Below are 17,797 nucleotides of genomic sequence, written 5' to 3' on the forward strand. Positions count from 1 at the left end.
ACGGCCGGGGGCGGTTTGAAGTGCCCGGCCCCGTAAGGCGATTCCGGGCGGAAGGCGCGCCGGTGGACTTACTGCCCGACTTCGCCGTACGCGGCGAGCAGCACGGCCGGGTCGGGTCCCTCCAGGACGGTGGGCTTGGCCAGGCCGTCGAGGACGATGAAGCGCAGCAGGTCGCCGCGGGACTTCTTGTCGACCTTCATGGTCTCCAGCAGCTTGGGCCACTGGTCGTGGCGGTAGTGCAGGGGCAGCCCGACCGATGCGAGGATCGTGCGGTGGCGGTCGGCCGTCGCGTCGTCCAGCCGGCCCGCCAGGCGGCCGAGTTCGGCGGCGAAGTGCATGCCCACCGAGACCGCGGCGCCGTGGCGCCACTTGTAGCGCTCGTTCTTCTCGATGGCGTGGCCGAGCGTGTGGCCGTAGTTGAGGATCTCGCGCAGACCCGACTCCTTGAGGTCCGAGGAGACGACGTCGGCCTTGACCCGGATGGAGCGCTCGATGAGCTCGGCGGTGTGCGGACCGGCCGGGGTGCGGGCGGCCTCGGGGTCGGACTCGATGAGGTCGAGGATCACCGGGTCGGCGATGAAGCCGGCCTTGATGACCTCGGCGAGCCCGGAGACGTAGTCGTTGACCGGGAGGGAGTCCAGCGCGGCCAGGTCGCAGAGCACACCGGCGGGCGGGTGGAAGGCGCCGACGAGGTTCTTGCCCTCGGCGGTGTTGATGCCGGTCTTGCCGCCGACGGCCGCGTCGACCATGGCGAGCACGGTGGTGGGGATGGCGATCCAGCGCACCCCGCGCAGCCAGGTCGCGGCCACGAACCCGGCGAGGTCCGTGGTCGCGCCGCCGCCGACGCCGACGATGACGTCCGTGCGCGTGAAGCCGGACTGGCCGAGCGCCTTCCAGCAGTAGGCGGCGACCTCGGCGGTCTTGGCCTCCTCCGCGTTGGGCACCTGGATGGCGACCGCCTCGTAGCCCTGCTGGGCCAGGTCGTCGCGGAGCGCCTCGCCGGTCTCGGCCAGTGCCTCGGGGTGGATGATCGCCACCCGCTTGGCCTTGTCGCCGATCAGCCCGCCGAGTTCGCCCAGCAGCTGCCGGCCCACCAGGACCTCGTACGGCTCGGTGCCCGCCGTGCCGCCGACCTGGATCCGCGTCACTGCCTCAGTCATGCGTCCTTCAACTCCAGTGCGTCCAAGGCCACTTGGGTGACCTCTTCGGGCGTACGCCCGTCGGTGGCGACGACAGCCGTGGCGACCTCCTCGTAGAGGTGCCGACGGGCCTCCATCAGCTCGCGCCATTGCTTGCGCGGGTTGACGGCGAGCAGCGGGCGGGCGGCGTTGAGGCCGGTGCGCTTGACGGCCTCCTCGACGTCCATCGACAGGTACACCACGCGCTGCCCGGCGAGCAGCGCACGCGTGTCGGCGTCGAGGATCGCGCCGCCGCCGAGGGCCAGGACGCCGTCGTGCTCGGCGAGCGCCTTGTGCACGGCCGCCTTCTCGATCGCGCGGAAGGCGGGCTCGCCCTCGTCGACGAAGATCTCGGCGATGGTCCGGCCCTGCGCGGCGACGATGTCGTCGTCGGTGTCCCGGTAGGAGACGCCTAGCCGCTCGGCCAGCAGCTGCCCGACGGTGGACTTGCCCACGCCCATCGGGCCGACGAGGACGACCAGTGGGCCGGTCATCGGATCGCGAGGTTGTCGAGGTACGAGGTCACGTTCCGGCGGGTCTCGGCCACACTGTCGCCGCCGAACTTCTCCGCCACCGCGTCCGCGAGCACCAGCGCCACCATCGCCTCGGCGACGATGCCGGCCGCCGGGACCGCCGAGACGTCGGAGCGCTGGTGGTGGGCCTGCGCGGCCTCGCCCGTGGTGACGTCCACGGTCTGCAGGGCACGCGGGACGGTCGCGATCGGCTTCATGGCCGCCCGCACCCGCAGCAGCTCACCGGTGGTGAGACCGCCCTCGGTGCCGCCCGAGCGGCCGGAGGTCCGCCGGATGCCCTCGTCGGTCCTCACGATCTCGTCGTGCGCCTTGGACCCGGGAACGCGGGCCAGCTCGAAGCCGTCACCGACCTCGACGCCCTTGATCGCCTGGATGCCCATCAGCGCCCCGGCCAGCCGGGCGTCCAGCTTGCGGTCCCAGTGCACGTGCGAACCCAGACCCACCGGCACGCCGTAGGCCAGGACCTCGACCACGCCGCCGAGGGTGTCGCCGTCTTTGTGGGCCTGGTCGATCTCGGCGACCATCGCCTTCGACGCGTCCGCGTCCAGACAGCGCACCGGATCCGCGTCCAGCTTCTCGACGTCGGCCGGGGTCGGGTAACGGCCCTGCGGCGCCCTCACCGAGCACAGCTCGACGACATGGCTGACGATCTCGATGCCGGCCGTCTCCTTGAGGTACGACCGGGCCACCGCGCCCAGCGCCACCCGCGCCGCCGTCTCCCGGGCGGAGGCGCGCTCCAGGATCGGCCGGGCCTCGTCGAAGCCGTACTTCTGCATGCCCGCGAGGTCGGCGTGGCCGGGGCGCGGACGGGTCAGCGGGGCGTTGCGGGCCAGCCCGGCCAGGACCTCCGGGTCGACCGGGTCGGCCGCCATGACCTGCTCCCACTTCGGCCACTCGGTGTTGCCCACCATGATCGCCACCGGGGAGCCGAGCGTGAGCCCGTGCCGGACACCGCCGAGGAACGTGACCTCGTCCCGCTCGAACTTCATGCGGGCACCGCGCCCATAGCCCAGGCGCCGCCGCGCGAGATGGTCCGCCACCATGTCCGTGGTGATCGGCACGCCGGCGGGCAGACCCTCCAGCGTCGCGACGAGTGCGGGACCGTGGGACTCCCCCGCGGTCAGCCAGCGCAACCTGCTCAACGGTGCTCCTCAGTGCTCGCGCCCGTACTGCTGCGTACGCGCGTCCTCGCGTACGGCGACGACCTGACCGGGTGCGCGGCCCCGGTCCGCCACTTCCGATCCTCCCACGTCGCAGCACGCGGACCGGAATCGGTCCGCGTGACGGACAGGAAGAGCCGGGCCGGACCGCGACCCGTGTGCGCGGCACCCTGACGGAGCGCGGCCGTGGTTTCTTGTTCACCGGGCCGCGAGAGCATGCTCCCCGGCAGTGCGCATCGCCGTCAGCGGAGCCGGTGAAACGCCTGTCATCTGTTCCACCTGGAGAACGGCTTGGTGAACCAGAAGGTCCAGCCCGCTGACCACCGCGCCGCCGTACGCCGACCAGCGCGCCGCCAGTGCGGTCGGCCAGGGGTCGTAGAGCACGTCGAAGAGCGTGGCCGGCCGCTCGGGGACGGCGGAGGCCAGCGCGTCCGTGGCCCCAGCGGGTGTCGTGGCGATCACGAGCGGGGCGCTCAGCCCCTGCTCCGCTTCTGACCAGTCGGCGATACGCACGTCGACGCCGAGCCGCTCGCCCCACTGCCGCATCTCGGCCGCCCGGGCCGCACTGCGCACATGGACGACGATCTCGCCGGTGCAGACCCTGGCGAGCGCGGCCAGTGCGGACGAGGCCGTGGCACCCGCGCCGAGGATGGCGGCGGAGTCGACCTGTCCGATGCCGCGTTCGCGCAGCGCGGCGACGATTCCGGGGATGTCGGTGTTGTCGCCGAGGCGCCGCCCGTCCTCGCCGAACACGACGGTGTTGACCGCCTCCACGGAGGCCGCCGTCTCGCTGACCTCGTCCAGCAACGGAATGACGACCCTCTTCAGCGGCATGGTGAGCGACAACCCGGCCCATTCGGACCCGAGCTTGTCGATGAACGCGGGGAGCGCCGCCTCGTCGACCTCGAAACGGTCGTACGACCAACCGGTCAGCCCGAGTTCCGCGTACGCCGCCCGGTGCAGCACCGGGGAGAGGGAATGGGTGATGGGGCTGCCGAGCACCGCCGCACGGCGCGCCTCAGTTGCCGGAGCTGGCATCGAACTTTTCCTTCAACTTCAGGAACTGCGCATGAGTCTTGGCGAACTCCGTCTTGCTCACACCGTCGGTCGCCACGAAGTAGATCCACCCCTCCTTCGTGGGCTTCAGAGCCGCCTCCAACGCGACGTCCCCCGGGTTGCCGATCGGCCCCGGCGGCAGACCCTTGTTGGTGTACGTGTTGTACGGGTCCTTGTTGCTGTTGATCTCGGATTCGCTGATGTGGATGTTGCTCTCGTTCTTCAGGTAGTTGAAGGTCGAGTCGAACTGGAGCAATTGGTTGGTCTCGGTATTGGTGGGTTTGAGGCGGTTGTAGACCACCTCGGCCATCTTCCGGAAGTCGTCGTGCGTCTTGCCCTCGGCCTGGACCAGGCTGGCGACCGTGATCAGCTGCCACGGGCCCTCGAGGCCGAGGCTCTGGGCCTTCTTCTCCACGCCGAGCTTCTCGTACGTCTGGGTGGCCCGCGCGACCATCTGCTTCAGCACGGCCTCGGGCTTCTGCCCTTCGCTCACGCCGTAACTGGAGGGATAGAGGAAGCCTTCCAGCGGGTCCTTGACGTTCGGGTGGTTCTGCGCCCAGGCCGGCAGGCCGAGCTTCTTGTAGTCCTTCTTGGCGACCTCGGCCGTGGTGCCTTCCTTGATCTTCAGCCGTTTGTCGATGAGGCGGTAGATGTCGGCGTTGCGCTTGCCCTCGGCGATGATCAGGTTGTCGCGGCTCTTCGGACTGAGCATCAGTTCGACCGCACTCTCGGCCGACATTTGCTTCTGCAGCGTGTACACGCCGTCCTGGATGGTCTTGCCCTCGGGGTTTCCGGCCTGGGCCGAGACGAAGGCGTCGACGCTCTTGACGACCCCGGCGGCCTTCAGCACCTGGCCGATCGTGTAACCGCCCGCGCCCTTGGGGATCTCGACGGTCACCGTCTGCCCGTTGCCGTCACCCGCGTAGTCCGGGGCGTCGCCGAAACGATCCTGGAAGAACTGGTAGCCGACGTAGCTCACGCCCGCCAGGCCGCCGCCGAGGACCACGACGACCAGCAGGCAGGCCATGCCGTTGCGGCGCTTCTTGGGTTTGCCGCCGCGTCCGCGCTTGTCGTCGCGCCCCCGGCGGTCGCCTGGCTCGTCGCCGTCGTCATCGTCGTCGCCGCCCGCGAAGAACGCGTGTTCCCCCTGGTCAGGACCGGGGTCCCAGTCGGTCTCCGGCTGCGGCTCCGGCTCGGCCTGCCGGCGGCCGGGCGGCTCGGGGGGTGGATAGGCGTCGGGCGTGCCGTAGTAGTCCTGGTGGCCCGTGTCGTACGTCCCGGCCTGCTGCCCGTAGGGGTCCGAGGGGTCGCCGGGATAGGAAACGTGCTGCTGGTGGGGGTCGTTGGACCAGCCGCCGTCGCCGTACTGCTGCTGGTGGTAGCCCTGGTCCTGCGGCTGCCCGGGGCCTGGCTGCCCCGGGTACTGCTGATGTCCGTGAACCTGTGCCGCGTACTGCTGGTCGTACTGGTACTGCTGCTGCGCCTGACCGTATCCGGCCTGCTCGCCGGTGCCCCAGTCGCCGTACTGCGGCTGCTGCGGCTGCTCTGGATAGTGCTGCGGCTGGCCGCCGTAGGGGGACTGCTGGTCCTGGTGGACCTGCTGTCCTCCCCATCCGCCGTCCCCGTACAACGGGTCCTCCGGATGCCACGGTTCGGAGCCTTGGCCCCGGCCATACTCAGTCATCGATCCCCTAGAGCCGCGAGGCGGCGGTCACGCGGCTTCCGGCTCGGCTCCCGTCCCGCCTCTTGCTGTGCGGCGGCTGTTCGAATGCCGCCGCATCGCGCGGAACGTTACCGTATCGCGATCAGATGACCACTTCGACGTCTTCGCCGGGTGCTTTACCTGACACCCGTTCGGATTCAAGCGCCTGTTGCAGGATGATCACGGCCGCTGCCTGGTCGATGACGGACCGCCCCTTCTTGGACTTCACGCCCGAGGCGCGCAGTCCCTGACTGGCCGTCACCGTCGTCATGCGTTCGTCCACGAGCCTCACCGGAACCGGCGCGATCATGCGCGCCAGTTCCTGGACGAAGCCGCGGACCTTGACCGCGGCCGGGCCCTCGCCGCCCTTGAGGGAGCGCGGGAGACCGGCCACGACCTCGATCGGCTCGTACTCCTCGACGAGTTGCTTCAACCGCCGGTGAGCTGCGGGGATGTCACGCCCCGGGACCGTCTCCACCGGGGTGGCGAGGATCCCGTCGGGGTCGCACGAGGCGACCCCGATGCGGGCGTCCCCGACGTCGATCGCGAGTCGACGTCCTCTGCGCATACTCTCGACCGTCTCTTACTTGGCCGTCTCGGCGACGAGTCGCTCGACGGCGTCCACGGCGTCACCGATGGCGGCCGGGTTCTGGCCGCCGCCCTGGGCGACGTCCGGCTTGCCGCCACCGCCGCCGCCGAGGGTCTTGGCGGCCGTGCGGACCAGGTCGCCGGCCTTGAGGCCGCGCTCGCGGGCGGCCTCGTTGGTGGCGATGACCGTGAGCGGCTTGCCGTTCGCCACCGTGAACAGGGCGACGACGGCGGCCCGGCCGCCCTGGATGCGTCCGCGCACGTCGAGGACGAGCTTGCGCAGGTCGTCGGCGGTGGTGCCGTCCGGGACCTGGCCGGTCACGACAGCAACGCCGTGGACGTCCTTGGCGGACTCGGCGAGACCGGCGGCGGCCTGGAGGACCTTCTCGGCGCGGAACTTCTCGATCTCCTTCTCGGCGTCCTTCAGCTTGCCGAGCATGGCGGAGACCTTCTCCGGGAGCTCCTCCGGGCGGCCCTTGATCAGCTCCTGGAGCTGGGCGACGACCGTGTGCTCGCGGGCGAGGAAGTTGTAGGCGTCCACGCCGACCAGGGCCTCGATCCGGCGCACACCGGAGCCGATGGAGGACTCGCCGAGCAGCTTCACCAGGCCCAGCTGGGCGGTGTTGTGCACGTGCGTGCCGCCGCACAGCTCCTTGGAGAAGTCGCCGATGGTCACGACGCGCACGCGCTCGCCGTACTTCTCGCCGAACTCGGCGATGGCGCCCTGCTTCTTGGCCTCGTCGATGCCCATGACCTCGGCCTGGACGTCCAGGTCGCGGGCGAGCACCTCGTTGATCTTCTGCTCGACGTCGGTCATCACGGCCGTCGGGACGGCGGACGGGGAGCCGAAGTCGAAGCGGAAGCGGCCGGGCTGGTTCTCGGAACCGGCCTGGGCGGCCGTCGGGCCGAGGGCGTCGCGCAGGGCCTGGTGGGTGAGGTGCGTGGCCGAGTGGGCGCGGGCGATGGCCTTGCGCCGGCGGTCGTCGATGGCGGCGTGGGCCTTGGCACCGACCGTGACCTCGCCTACCTGGACGATGCCCTTGTGCACGTAGACGCCCGGGACCGGCTTCTGGCAGTCGCGGATCTCGATGACGGCACCGGAGTCGGCCTTGATCCGGCCGGTGTCGCCGATCTGGCCGCCGCCCTCGGCGTAGAAGGGGGTGCGGTCGAGGACGATCTCGACCTCGTCGCCCTCCGTGGCGGCCGGGGAGGAGACGCCGTCGACGAGGATGCCGACGATCGTGGACTCGCCCTCGGTGTCGGTGTAGCCGATGAAGTCGGTGGCACCGGCGCGGTCGGCGATCTCCCGGTAGGCGCCCATGTCGGCGTGGCCGGTCTTCTTGGCCTGGGCGTCGGCCTTGGCGCGCTCCCGCTGCTCCTTCATCAGGCGGCGGAAGCCCTCCTCGTCCACGGAGAGGCCCTGTTCGGCGGCCATCTCCAGGGTGAGGTCGATCGGGAAGCCCCACGTGTCGTGGAGCAGGAAGGCCTTGTCGCCGGGCAGGACGGTGGAGCCGGCCTGCTTGGTCTCGGTGACGGCCGTGTCGAGGATGTTGGTGCCGGCCTTCAGCGTCTTGAGGAAGGCGTTCTCCTCGGCGAGGGCGACCTTCTCGATGCGCTCGCGGTCGGTGATCAGCTCGGGGTACTGCTGGCCCATCATGCCGATGACGACGTCGATCAGGTCCTTGACGACCGGGCCGGTGGCGCCGAGCAGGCGCATGTTGCGGATGGCGCGGCGCATGATGCGGCGCAGCACGTAGCCGCGGCCCTCGTTGCCCGGGGTGACGCCGTCGCCGATGAGCATGGTGGCGGTGCGCATGTGGTCGGTGACCACGCGCAGGGAGACGTCGGAGGCGTGGGCGTCGCCGTAGCGGACGCCGGTCAGCTCGGTGGCCTTGTTGATCACGGCCATCGAGGTGTCGATCTCGTACATGTTCTGCACGCCCTGCAGGATCATGGCGAGGCGTTCGAGACCGAGGCCGGTGTCGATGTTCTTGCTGGGCAGTTCGCCGAGGATCTCGAAGTTGTCCTTGCCGGTGCCCTCGCCCCGCTCGTACTGCATGAAGACGAGGTTCCAGATCTCCACGTACCGCTCGTCGTTGACGGCGGGGCCGCCCTCGGCGCCGAACTCGGGGCCGCGGTCGTAGTTGATCTCGGAGCAGGGGCCGCAGGGGCCGGGGACGCCCATGGACCAGTAGTTGTCCTTCATCCCGAGGCGCTGGATGCGCTCCTTCGGCACGCCGACGACCTCGTGCCAGATGCGCTCGGCCTCGTCGTCGTCCTTGTAGACGGTGATCCACAGGCGCTCGGGGTCGAGACCGTAACCGCCCTTGTCCTGGGGGCTGGTGAGCAGCTCCCAGGCGAGCTTGATGGCGCCTTCCTTGAAGTAGTCGCCGAAGGAGAAGTTGCCGCACATCTGGAAGAACGTGCCGTGCCGGGTGGTCTTGCCGACCTCTTCGATGTCCGGCGTGCGCACGCACTTCTGCACGCTGGTGGCGCGGGCGAAGGGCGGCTTGACCTCACCCAGGAAGTAGGGCTTGAAGGGCACCATGCCGGCGGGGACGAGGAGCAGAGTCGGGTCGTCCGCGATGAGCGACGCCGAAGGGACGACGGTGTGACCGCGCTCCTCGAAGAAGCTCAACCAGCGGCGGCGGATCTCAGCCGACTCCATCAGTGGTCCTCATTCCGGTTGTACGAGTACGTCGTCCTGTCGACGTACTTCGGGTTGCTGCGGTTCTCGATGGCGGCGTACCGCCGGGGTGCGGGGAGTTCCGGGTTCTCGTTGATCCCGAGGGCGTCGCCCAACTCGGCCTCCCGCACGGCCATGTTGTCGCGGACGTCGAGCGCGAAGTCCACCGCGCGGTCCTTGAGGCGGTGACCGGCCTCGATCGCCTTGTTCCCAGCGGTTCTGGCGAGGCTCTCGGGGGTCAGCTGCTTCAGCTTGCGGTTGACCTTGGTGGTGGCCCACACACCGGCGGCGACGCCCGTGGTGAACCAGAAGGTGCGGCGGAACATCGCTGGCTCTCAGTCCCTCTTCCCTCGGGAGCTGCGCCGGGAGACCGTGCGGCCCACGATCACGGTACGCCTCGGCGTCTTGGCGGGCACGTCCTCCTTGCGGCCGCCGAGGGCCCGGCGCACGCCGTAGCCGAAGGCCGCGACCTTGACCAGGGGGCCGCCGAAGGTGGAGGCGACGGTGGTCGACAGCGCGGAGGCGTTGGACGTGACCTCCTGGACGTCGGAGGCGATCGCGTCGACCCGGTCGATCTGGGTCTGCGCGGAGCGGACCGCCGAGGATGCGTCGGCCAGCAGCGGGACGGCCTGGTCGGTCACGTCCGCCACGAGCTTGGTGGTCGCCCTGAGCGTCTGGGCCAGCCTCGCCAGCGCGACGGCGAGGAAGGAGACCAGGATCGCCCAGAAGACGGCCACCAGGATTCCGGCCACCTCTCCACCGGACACTGTGCACCCGCTCCCTGAAACGTGCCTGAACATCGAAAAAGTCGTGCGACGAGCCTATCGCGCCGGGGGTGGCGCTCCGTACCGGATTACCCGCCGGTGGCTGGTCAATCGCGAAAGCCCGCCGCCTCGCCCGCCCGTAGGGGGCGGGGAGACGGCGGGCTGGGGTACCGCGTGCCTACTGAGGATCAGCGGGCGTAGTACTCGACGACGAGCTGCTCGTCGCAGATCACCGGGATCTCCTTGCGGTTCGGCTCGCGGTCCAGGCGGAACGCCAGGGCCTTGAGGTTCACCTGGAGGTAGCGCGGAATCTCGCCGTCGGGGGCGAAGCCACCCTCACGGGCGATCGTGAAGAGCGTCTTCTCCTTGGAGCGCTCGCGGACCTGCACGACGTCGTCCGGACGGACACGGAAGGAGGGCTTGTCGACCTTCTTGCCGTTGACGGCGATGTGGCCGTGCGTGACCATCTGGCGGGCCTGGTAGATGGTGCGGGCGATGCCCGAACGCAGGACCAGGGCGTCGAGACGGCGCTCCAGCTCGATGATCAGGGCCTCACCGGTCTTGCCCTGGACCTTGGAGGCACGCTCGTAGGCGCGGACGAGCTGGCGCTCGGACACGTCGTACTGCGCGCGCAGGCGCTGCTTCTCGAGCAGACGGACCTTGTAGTCCGAGTTCTGCTTGCGGCCGCGGCCGTGCTCGCCCGGCGGGTAGGGGCGGGCCTCGAAGTACTTGACGGCCTTCGGGGTCAGCGCGATGCCGAGGGCACGCGACTTCTTGACCTTGGGGCGGGACTGGTTCGCCACTGCTTTCTCATTTCCTGGATTCGGCTTGTCAGGGTTAGGGGAGGTCGCATCCGCAGCCGGGGAAACCCGCCTCGGTCCTGGTGGACCTCGGTGGGCAGCCGCTCCCCTGGTCTGGGCACATACGTGCAGCACGCGAGTGGCCCACCGACCGGTCCCGTCCGTACGACGAGGGGTGGTGGGCTGCCCGCGACACCGTTCGACGGTGCGCGACGCTCCTGGAGCCGATCCCGGAGGATCGGGGCTCCGGCCGGCTGTCCCGTTCTGACTGCACGGGACGCGGCACTCCGATCGAGTTTACAGGGTCCTCAGGACCGCTTTCGACCGAGGTTCTTCCTGGTCCACTCGACCGCGTCCGCGTAGCGGGCCTCCGCGCCGTGCCGGGTCGGCTCGTAGTACTCGCGGTCCTTGAGGGCGTCCGGGGCGTACTGCTGGGCGGCGATGCCCTCCGGCAGGTCGTGCGGGTAGACGTAGCCCTGGCCGTGGCCGAGCTTGGTCGCACCCTTGTAGTGGCTGTCGCGCAGGTGGGCGGGGACCGGTCCGGCCAGGCCCTTGCGCACGTCCTCCAGGGCGGCGCCGATGGCGGTCGTCGCGGCGTTGGACTTGGGCGCCAGGGCGAGGGCGATCGTGGCGTGGCTGAGGGTGAGGGCGGCCTCGGGGAAGCCGATCATGGCGACGGCCTGGGCCGCGGCGACCGCCGTCTGCAGGGCGGTCGGGTCCGCCAGGCCGATGTCCTCGCTCGCGGAGATCATCAGGCGCCGGGCGATGAAGCGGGGGTCCTCGCCGGCCTCGATCATGCGGGCCAGGTAGTGCAGGGCGGCGTCGACGTCGGAGCCGCGGATGGACTTGATCAGGGCGCTGGCCACGTCGTAGTGCTGGTCGCCGTCGCGGTCGTACTTCACGGCGGCCCGGTCGACCGTCTCCTCCAGGGTCGTCAGGCCGATCTCCGTCTCGCCCTTGTCGAGGGCGGCTCCGGCGGCCGCCTCCAGGGCGGTGAGGGCGCGGCGGGCGTCGCCGCCGGCGATGCGCAGGAGGTGGCTCTCGGTCTCCTCGGGGAGGGCGACGGCGCTCTTGAGGCCGCGCTCGTCGGTGAGGGCGCGGCGGACCAGGCCCCTGATGTCGTCGTCCGTGAGCGGTTCGAGGGTGAGGAGGAGGGAGCGGGACAGCAGGGGGGAGATCACCGAGAAGTAGGGGTTCTCCGTCGTCGCCGCGATCAGCGTCACCCAGCGGTTCTCGACGGCGGGGAGCAGGGAGTCCTGCTGGGCCTTGCTGAAGCGGTGGATCTCGTCGAGGAAGAGGACGGTCTCCTTGCCGTAGCCGCCGGAGGCGCGGCGGGCGCCGTCGATGACCGCGCGGACCTCCTTGACGCCGGCGGTGATCGCGGACAGCTCCACGAAGCGGGCGTCGGTCGCCTTGGAGACGACGTACGCCAGGGTGGTCTTGCCGGTGCCGGGCGGGCCCCAGAGGATCACCGAGGAGGGGCCGGCCGGGCCGGAGGCGCCCTCGCCGACCAGTCTGCGCAGGGGCGAGCCCGGCTTCAGCAGGTGCTGCTGGCCCACGACCTCGTCGAGCGTGCGCGGGCGCATCCGCACGGCCAGGGGGCTGCTGGACGGCTCCTTCTCCTGGCGGTCTTCGGCTGCGGCGGTGAACAGGTCGGGCTCCACGTCCAAAACCCTAAATCACGGCACTGACAGTCCGGGCGCGGCCGTCAGCTGGTCCAGAAGTCCCACCAGCGGGTCAGGATCAGCATGCCGATGATGCCGATGTGCAGCACGGGCATGACCCAGGTGAACTCGCCGAAGAAGCCCTTGAGCCAGCTCGGGGCGGGCAGGAAGCCCTTGCGGATGTTGAACGAGGTCACGTACCAGAACATGACGATCGTGGCGACCCAGGCGAGGCAGCACCACAGGCACAGCGCGTTGATCCGGTACAGGGACTGGAACATCAGCCAGGCGCAGAAGACGACGCCGAACAGGCAGCCGGCGTTGAAGGTGAGCCAGTACCAGCGCGGGAAGCGGGCGCGGGCGAGCAGGCTCATGCCGACGCAGATGACGATGCCGTAGGCGACGAGGCCGAGCATCGGGTTGGGGAAGCCGAAGACGGCGGCCTGCTTGCTCTCCATGACGCTGCCGCAGGAGACCACGGGGTTGAGGCTGCAGCCGGGGGTGAACGTCCTGCCCTCGACCTTGGCCTCGAGGAGCTTGAACTTGTCGAGCGTGATGACCCACGCGGCGAGCAGCCCGGCCGCGCCGGTGATCACCAGCAGCAGGGCGAAGGCCCGGCTGCCGCCCTCCGCGCGGGGCGCGATCTCGGCGCGCTCCGGCTCGGGCTCCGTGGAGACGTCCCTGACTGTCGTCTTGCTCATCACGCCGATTCCGTCACTTGAGACCTGAACATCTTCGGGCAGGGTCATTGTGCCGCACCGGCAGGCTTGTCCACCGTTCAGTGGACATAAGGATGTCCGCCCGGTCGTCCCTGAGGGGTGCGTTCCGGCCGACGCTCGTCGTATGACAGCACAGGGGTACGACCTCGCCGTCGAGGTGCGGGGTCTGCGCAAGCGCTACGGGGACGTGACCGCCGTCGACGGCATCGATCTCGGCATCCGGCAGGGCGAGGTGTTCGGCCTGCTCGGGCCCAACGGCGCGGGCAAGAGCACCACGGTGGAGATCCTCCAGGGCAACCGGGACCGGGACGCGGGCGAGGTGTCCGTGCTCGGGTCGGACCCGGCGACCGGCACGCGTGCGTGGCGCTCACGTGTCGGAATCGTCTGGCAGGACGAATCGGCACCCGCGGAGTTGACGGTCCGGGAGACCGTGCGGCACTTCGCCCGCTACTACCCGAGGCCGCGCGACCCGGACGAGGTCATCGGCCTGGTGGGTCTGGAGGGGAAGGCGGACAGCCGGATCAAGAAGCTCTCGGGCGGGCAGCGCCGCCGCCTCGACGTGGCGCTCGGCGTGATCGGCAGCCCGGAGCTGCTGCTCCTGGACGAGCCGACGACCGGGTTCGACCCGGCGGCCCGGCGGCAGTTCTGGTCGCTGATCCGCGCGCTGGCCGACGACGGCACGACCATCCTGCTGACCACGCACTACCTGGAGGAGGCGGAGGCGCTGGCCCACCGGCTGGCGATCGTGACGCGGGGCCGGATCGTCGCCGAGGGCGAGCCCGGGGCGCTGCGGGAGCGGTACGGCGGCGAGGCCGTCGTCACCTGGACCGAGCCGGACGGCAGCCCGCGCGCGGAGCGCACAGAGACGCCGACCAGGACCATCGCCGCGCTCACCCGCCGCTTCGACGGCGAGATCCCGGGGCTGACGGTGAGTCGCCCCACCCTGGAGGACGTCTACCTCCGGCTGACCGGACAGGAGGCCCCGGCATGACCGCGACCGTAGAAGAGGACCGGACGGCGGTCGGCGCGGACCGGCTGCCCGGGGCGTGGGGGCTGGGGCTGCGGCGGGGCGGCCTGGAGATCAGGCAGTTCTTCCGGCAGCGCGACCAGGTGGTGTTCACGTTCGCCTTCCCGGTGGTCTTCCTGTTCCTGTTCGCGTCGATCTTCCGGGACGACGTGGAGGGCGCGGGCATCACCGCCTCGCAGCTGTACGTCCCGGCGATGATGGCGGCCGGGATCATGTCGACGAGTTTCCAGGCGCTCGGGGTCACGATCGCGATCGAGCGGGAGGAGAAGGTGCTGCGCCGGCTGCGGGGCACGCCGATGCCGCCGGCGGCGTATTTCCTCGGCAAGATCTGGCTGGTTCTGTTCACCGGTCTGCTGGAGACGGCGGTCCTGCTCCTCGTCGGGACGGGTTTCTACGACGTGGACCTGCCGTCGGACGCGGGCCGCTGGTTGGACCTGGCGTGGATCTTCGTGCTGGGGATCACGGCGTGCGCCCTGCTCGGCATCGCGATCAGTTCGGTGCCGAAGTCGGCGAGCAGCGCGTCGTCCGTGGTCGTCCTGCCCTTCCTGGTGCTGCAGTTCATCTCCGGGGTGTACATCGCCATCGGCACGATCCCGGACTGGATGCTGACCGTGGGGGCGCTGTTCCCGCTGAAGTGGATGTGCCAGGGGCTGCGCGGGGTGTTCCTGCCGGAGTCGGCCCAGGTGCTGGAGCAGGCGGGGAGTTGGGAGCTGGGGCGCGTGGCCCTGGTGCTCGCGGCGTGGTGCGTCGGAGGATTGGCGCTGTGCCTGCTGACGTTCCGCTGGAAGGACCGGCGCACCGGATGAACGAAGCCGCGAGCGCCTATCACTGGGAGCGCTCGTTCCGGCTGTGGGACACCTACTTCGCGCTGGTGTGGGCGGCCACGGTGGCCTATGTGCTCGCCGCGGAGTCCCCCGGGGCGCCGGTCCGCGCGGTCGCGGTGGCGCTGCTCGTCCCGCTGGTCCCGCTGTACGTGAGGGCCGGGCGCCGGCTGATCCAGGGTGATCCGCCCGACCAGCGGCAGGCGATCGCCTATCTGGCGGCGGCTCTGGGGCTGTTCCTGCCCCCGGCGGTCCTCGTCGGTGAGACGCGGGTGCTGACCTTCGCGCTGATCCCGCAGTGCTTCATGACGCTGCGGTTGCGGTCGGCGCTGGTGGCTGTGGCTGTGATCAATCTGGTGCCGGTGGCGGGCTGGGCCCTGCTGTGGCGCCCGGATGCCCGGCTCGTGCTCTTCAACGGGTTGTTCTGCCTGGTCACCTTGGTGTTCTCGGTGGCGATCGGGATCTGGACCATCCGGATCATCGAGCAGAGCCAGGGGCGCGCCGAGCTGATCGCGGAGCTGGACGCGAGCCGGCACGAGATCGGCCGGCTGTCCGAGGCGCACGGGGCGCTGGCCGAGCGGGAGCGGCTGGCCCGGGAGATCCACGACACGCTCGCGCAGGGGTTCACGAGTCTGGTGATGCTGATCCAGGCGGTCGAGGCGGAGTTGGAGCACGATCTGCCCGCGGCGCGGCGCCATCTGCGGCTGATGGACGAGACGGCCCGGCAGAACCTGGCCGAGGCCCGGGCCCTGGTCGCCGGGGGCGCGCCCGCCGACCTGGACGGGGCGTCCCTGCCGGACGCGCTGCGGCGGCTCGCCGCGCGCCATGACGCGGCGCTGGCGGTGTCCGGCCCGGTGCGCACGCTGCCCGCCGGGCCCGAGGTGGTCGCGCTGCGGGCCTGTCAGGAGGCCCTGGCCAACGCCCGTCGGCACGCGGGGAGTTCGGCGACGGTCGGGGTGTCGCTGACGTACGCCGACGACCTGCTGACGGTGTCCGTACGGGACGACGGCTGCGGCTTCGACCCGGCCGCCGTCCGGGGCGGGTACGGTCTGGCGGGCCTGCGGGCCCGGGCCGTCGAGGTGGGCGGTACGGCCGAGGTGCGCAGCGCCCCGGGCGACGGCACGGAGGTGACCGTCCGGCTGCCGGTCCTGAGGAGGGAGACGCCGTGATCCGCATCGTCCTGGCCGACGACCATCCCGTCGTGCGGGAGGGGCTGCGGGCGATGCTCAGCGCGGAGCCCGATCTGGAGGTCGTCGCCGACGCGTCCAGCGGTCCGCGGGCGGAGGCGCTGGCGGCGGAGTTGCGGCCCGACATCGTGCCGATGGACCTGCGCATGCCGGGCGGTGGCGGCGTGGACTCGATTCAGCGGATGACGGCGGCCGGCCTGCCGTGCCGGGTGGTCGTGCTGACGACGTACGAGACCGACCGGGACATCCTGCGGGCGGTGGAGGCCGGGGCGGCGGGCTACCTCCTGAAGGACCTGCCGCGTGCGGAGCTGGCGGAGGCCGTGCGGGCGGCGGCACGCGGCGAGACCGTGCTGGCTCCCTCCGTGGCGGCCCGGCTGGTGGACCGGCTGCGGACGAAGCCGGAGCGCCCGCGCCTGTCCGAGCGGGAGACGGCCGTGCTGCGCCTGGTCGCCGAGGGCTGCACCAACGCGGAGATCGGCCGCCGGCTGTTCATCGGCGAGTCGACCGTGAAGACGTATCTGCTGCGGATCTTCGGGAAGCTGGGGGTGGACGACCGGACGGCGGCCGTCACGAGCGCGATGCGGTACGGGCTGCTGGAGCAGTGAAGGAGGGCGCCGGGAGACTCCGACGCCCTGTGCGGCACTCAGCCGAGCCGGGCCTCCAGCTCGGCCACGATCTCGTTCACGCCCACCGCCGTCTGCTCGCCGGACTCCATGTCCTTGAGCTGGACGACGCCTTCGGCGAGGTCGCGTTCGCCGGCGACGATCGTGAAGCGGGCGCCGCTGCGGTTGGCGTTCTTCATGGCGCCCTTCAGGCCCTTGCCGCCGTAGGAGAAGTCGGCCGCGATGCCGTTCTTGCGCAGCTCCGTGACCTTGGCGAACAGGACGCGGCGGGCCTCCTCGCCGAGCGGGACGGCGAACACGCTGGTGCTGGCGGGCAGTTCGAGCTCGACGCCCTCCGCCTCCAGGGCGAGGACCGTGCGGTCGACGCCGAGGGCCCAGCCGACGGACGGCAGCGCGGGGCCGCCGATCATCTCGGACAGGCCGTCGTAGCGGCCGCCGCCGCCGACGGCGGACTGGGAGCCCAGGCCGTCGTGGACGAACTCGAAGGTCGTGCGCGTGTAGTAGTCCAGGCCGCGCACCAGCTTCGGGTCGTCCTCGAAGGCGACGCCCGCCGCCGTGATCAGCTCGCGGACCTCCTCGTGGTACGCCTTGCACGCGTCGCACAGGTAGTCGCGCAGCAGCGGGGCGTCGGTCAGCTGCTTCTGGACGTCCGGGCGCTTGTCGTCGAGGACGCGCAGCGGGTTGATGTCCGCCCGGCGCAGGGTGTCCTCGTCCAGGTCGAGGCCGCGCAGGAACTCCTGCAGCGCCTTCCGGTACACCGGGCGGCACTCCTTGTCGCCCAGGCTGTTGAGCAGGATGCGGAAGTCGCTCAGGCCCAGCGAGCGGTACGCCTGGTCGGCCAGGATGATCAGCTCGGCGTCCAGCGCCGGGTCCTCCGCGCCGATCGCCTCGGCGCCGACCTGGGAGAAGTGGCGGTAACGGCCCTTCTGGGGGCGCTCGTAGCGGTAGTACGAGCCGGAGTACCAGAGCTTGACCGGGAGGTTGCCGGCCTTGTGCAGGTTGGCCTCGAGCGCGGCGCGCAGCACCGAGGCCGTGCCCTCGGGGCGCAGGGCGAGCCGGTCGCCGCCCTTGGTCTCGAAGGCGTACATCTCCTTGGTCACGATGTCGGTGGACTCACCGACCCCGCGCGCGAAGAGCTCGACGTTCTCGAAGCCCGGCGTCTCGATGTAGCCGTAGCCGGAGTTGCGCAGCGGCGCGGCGATCGCCTCGCGGACCGCGAGGTACTTCGCGGAGTCCGGCGGGATCAGGTCGTACGTGCCCTTGGGGGCCTTGAAGGTGCTCACGGAAGG

17 protein-coding genes are annotated in these 17,797 nt (G+C 70.7%); 4 read left to right on the forward strand and 13 right to left on the reverse strand.

What is annotated here, in order from left to right; genetic code table 11:
* Positions 1-68 precede the first annotated feature (68 nt).
* The 12 genes from aroB to C1703_RS06170 form a co-directional block, all read right to left on the reverse strand.
* The gene (gene aroB / locus C1703_RS06115; RefSeq protein ID WP_114250925.1) at positions 69-1,160 is read right to left on the reverse strand and encodes a 3-dehydroquinate synthase; all 1,092 of its coding nucleotides are present in this window, start codon (positions 1,158-1,160) and stop codon (positions 69-71) included.
* On the reverse strand, positions 1,157-1,672 hold the full coding sequence (locus tag C1703_RS06120; RefSeq protein WP_114250926.1) for a shikimate kinase: 516 nt from the start codon (positions 1,670-1,672) through the stop codon (positions 1,157-1,159). Before C1703_RS06120 ends, aroB begins: the two co-directional genes overlap by 4 nt.
* On the reverse strand, positions 1,669-2,853 hold the full coding sequence (aroC, locus tag C1703_RS06125; protein ID WP_114250927.1) for a chorismate synthase: 1,185 nt from the start codon (positions 2,851-2,853) through the stop codon (positions 1,669-1,671). Before aroC ends, C1703_RS06120 begins: the two co-directional genes overlap by 4 nt.
* 216 nt (positions 2,854-3,069) lie before the next feature.
* Positions 3,070-3,909 carry a shikimate dehydrogenase gene (locus C1703_RS06130; RefSeq protein WP_114250928.1) on the reverse strand — a complete coding sequence of 280 codons (840 nt, stop codon included), beginning with the start codon at positions 3,907-3,909 and terminating at the stop codon, positions 3,070-3,072.
* The gene (mltG, locus tag C1703_RS06135) at positions 3,890-5,611 is read right to left on the reverse strand and encodes an endolytic transglycosylase MltG (protein ID WP_114250929.1); all 1,722 of its coding nucleotides are present in this window, start codon (positions 5,609-5,611) and stop codon (positions 3,890-3,892) included. The genes C1703_RS06130 and mltG overlap by 20 nt, the downstream gene beginning before the upstream one ends.
* A 121-nt stretch (positions 5,612-5,732) precedes the next feature.
* Complete coding sequence (gene ruvX, locus C1703_RS06140) at positions 5,733-6,197, reverse strand: Holliday junction resolvase RuvX (protein ID WP_114250930.1); 465 nt, start codon at positions 6,195-6,197, stop codon at positions 5,733-5,735.
* A gap of 15 nt (positions 6,198-6,212) precedes the next feature.
* The gene (gene alaS, locus C1703_RS06145) at positions 6,213-8,885 is read right to left on the reverse strand and encodes an alanine--tRNA ligase (RefSeq protein ID WP_114250931.1); all 2,673 of its coding nucleotides are present in this window, start codon (positions 8,883-8,885) and stop codon (positions 6,213-6,215) included.
* On the reverse strand, positions 8,885-9,229 hold the full coding sequence (locus C1703_RS06150) for a hypothetical protein (RefSeq protein ID WP_114250932.1): 345 nt from the start codon (positions 9,227-9,229) through the stop codon (positions 8,885-8,887). Before C1703_RS06150 ends, alaS begins: the two co-directional genes overlap by 1 nt.
* A 9-nt stretch (positions 9,230-9,238) precedes the next feature.
* Positions 9,239-9,703 carry a DUF948 domain-containing protein gene (locus C1703_RS06155; protein ID WP_078651120.1) on the reverse strand — a complete coding sequence of 155 codons (465 nt, stop codon included), beginning with the start codon at positions 9,701-9,703 and terminating at the stop codon, positions 9,239-9,241.
* Between the two features lie 152 nt (positions 9,704-9,855).
* A complete protein-coding gene (gene rpsD, locus C1703_RS06160; RefSeq protein ID WP_114250933.1) occupies positions 9,856-10,470 on the reverse strand; it encodes a 30S ribosomal protein S4 in 615 nt (204 codons plus the stop codon).
* A gap of 305 nt (positions 10,471-10,775) precedes the next feature.
* A complete protein-coding gene (locus C1703_RS06165) occupies positions 10,776-12,131 on the reverse strand; it encodes a replication-associated recombination protein A (protein ID WP_114257314.1) in 1,356 nt (451 codons plus the stop codon).
* 44 nt (positions 12,132-12,175) lie between these two features.
* On the reverse strand, positions 12,176-12,832 hold the full coding sequence (locus C1703_RS06170) for a vitamin K epoxide reductase family protein (protein WP_114250934.1): 657 nt from the start codon (positions 12,830-12,832) through the stop codon (positions 12,176-12,178).
* Positions 12,833-12,974: 142 nt separating this feature from the next.
* Here C1703_RS06170 and C1703_RS06175 point away from each other — a divergent pair, with 142 nt between their 5' ends.
* Genes C1703_RS06175 through C1703_RS06190 form a run of 4 tightly spaced genes read left to right on the forward strand, consistent with a single transcriptional unit; the run spans position 12,975 to position 16,490 of the window.
* Complete coding sequence (locus C1703_RS06175; RefSeq protein WP_114250935.1) at positions 12,975-13,841, forward strand: ABC transporter ATP-binding protein; 867 nt, start codon at positions 12,975-12,977, stop codon at positions 13,839-13,841.
* Positions 13,838-14,683: an ABC transporter permease gene (locus tag C1703_RS06180; protein WP_114250936.1), complete on the forward strand. Its 846-nt coding sequence runs from the start codon at positions 13,838-13,840 to the stop codon at positions 14,681-14,683. The genes C1703_RS06175 and C1703_RS06180 overlap by 4 nt, the downstream gene beginning before the upstream one ends.
* On the forward strand, positions 14,680-15,867 hold the full coding sequence (locus tag C1703_RS06185) for a sensor histidine kinase (RefSeq protein ID WP_114250937.1): 1,188 nt from the start codon (positions 14,680-14,682) through the stop codon (positions 15,865-15,867). The genes C1703_RS06180 and C1703_RS06185 overlap by 4 nt, the downstream gene beginning before the upstream one ends.
* On the forward strand, positions 15,864-16,490 hold the full coding sequence (locus C1703_RS06190; protein ID WP_114250938.1) for a response regulator transcription factor: 627 nt from the start codon (positions 15,864-15,866) through the stop codon (positions 16,488-16,490). The genes C1703_RS06185 and C1703_RS06190 overlap by 4 nt, the downstream gene beginning before the upstream one ends.
* Before the next feature lie 38 nt (positions 16,491-16,528).
* Here the strand turns inward: C1703_RS06190 and hisS are convergent, their stop codons facing one another.
* A complete protein-coding gene (hisS, locus tag C1703_RS06195) occupies positions 16,529-17,791 on the reverse strand; it encodes a histidine--tRNA ligase (protein WP_114250939.1) in 1,263 nt (420 codons plus the stop codon).
* Positions 17,792-17,797: the final 6 nt, after the last annotated feature.

The sequence above is a fragment of the Streptomyces sp. Go-475 genome (genome assembly GCF_003330845.1).
Taxonomy (GTDB): domain Bacteria; phylum Actinomycetota; class Actinomycetes; order Streptomycetales; family Streptomycetaceae; genus Streptomyces.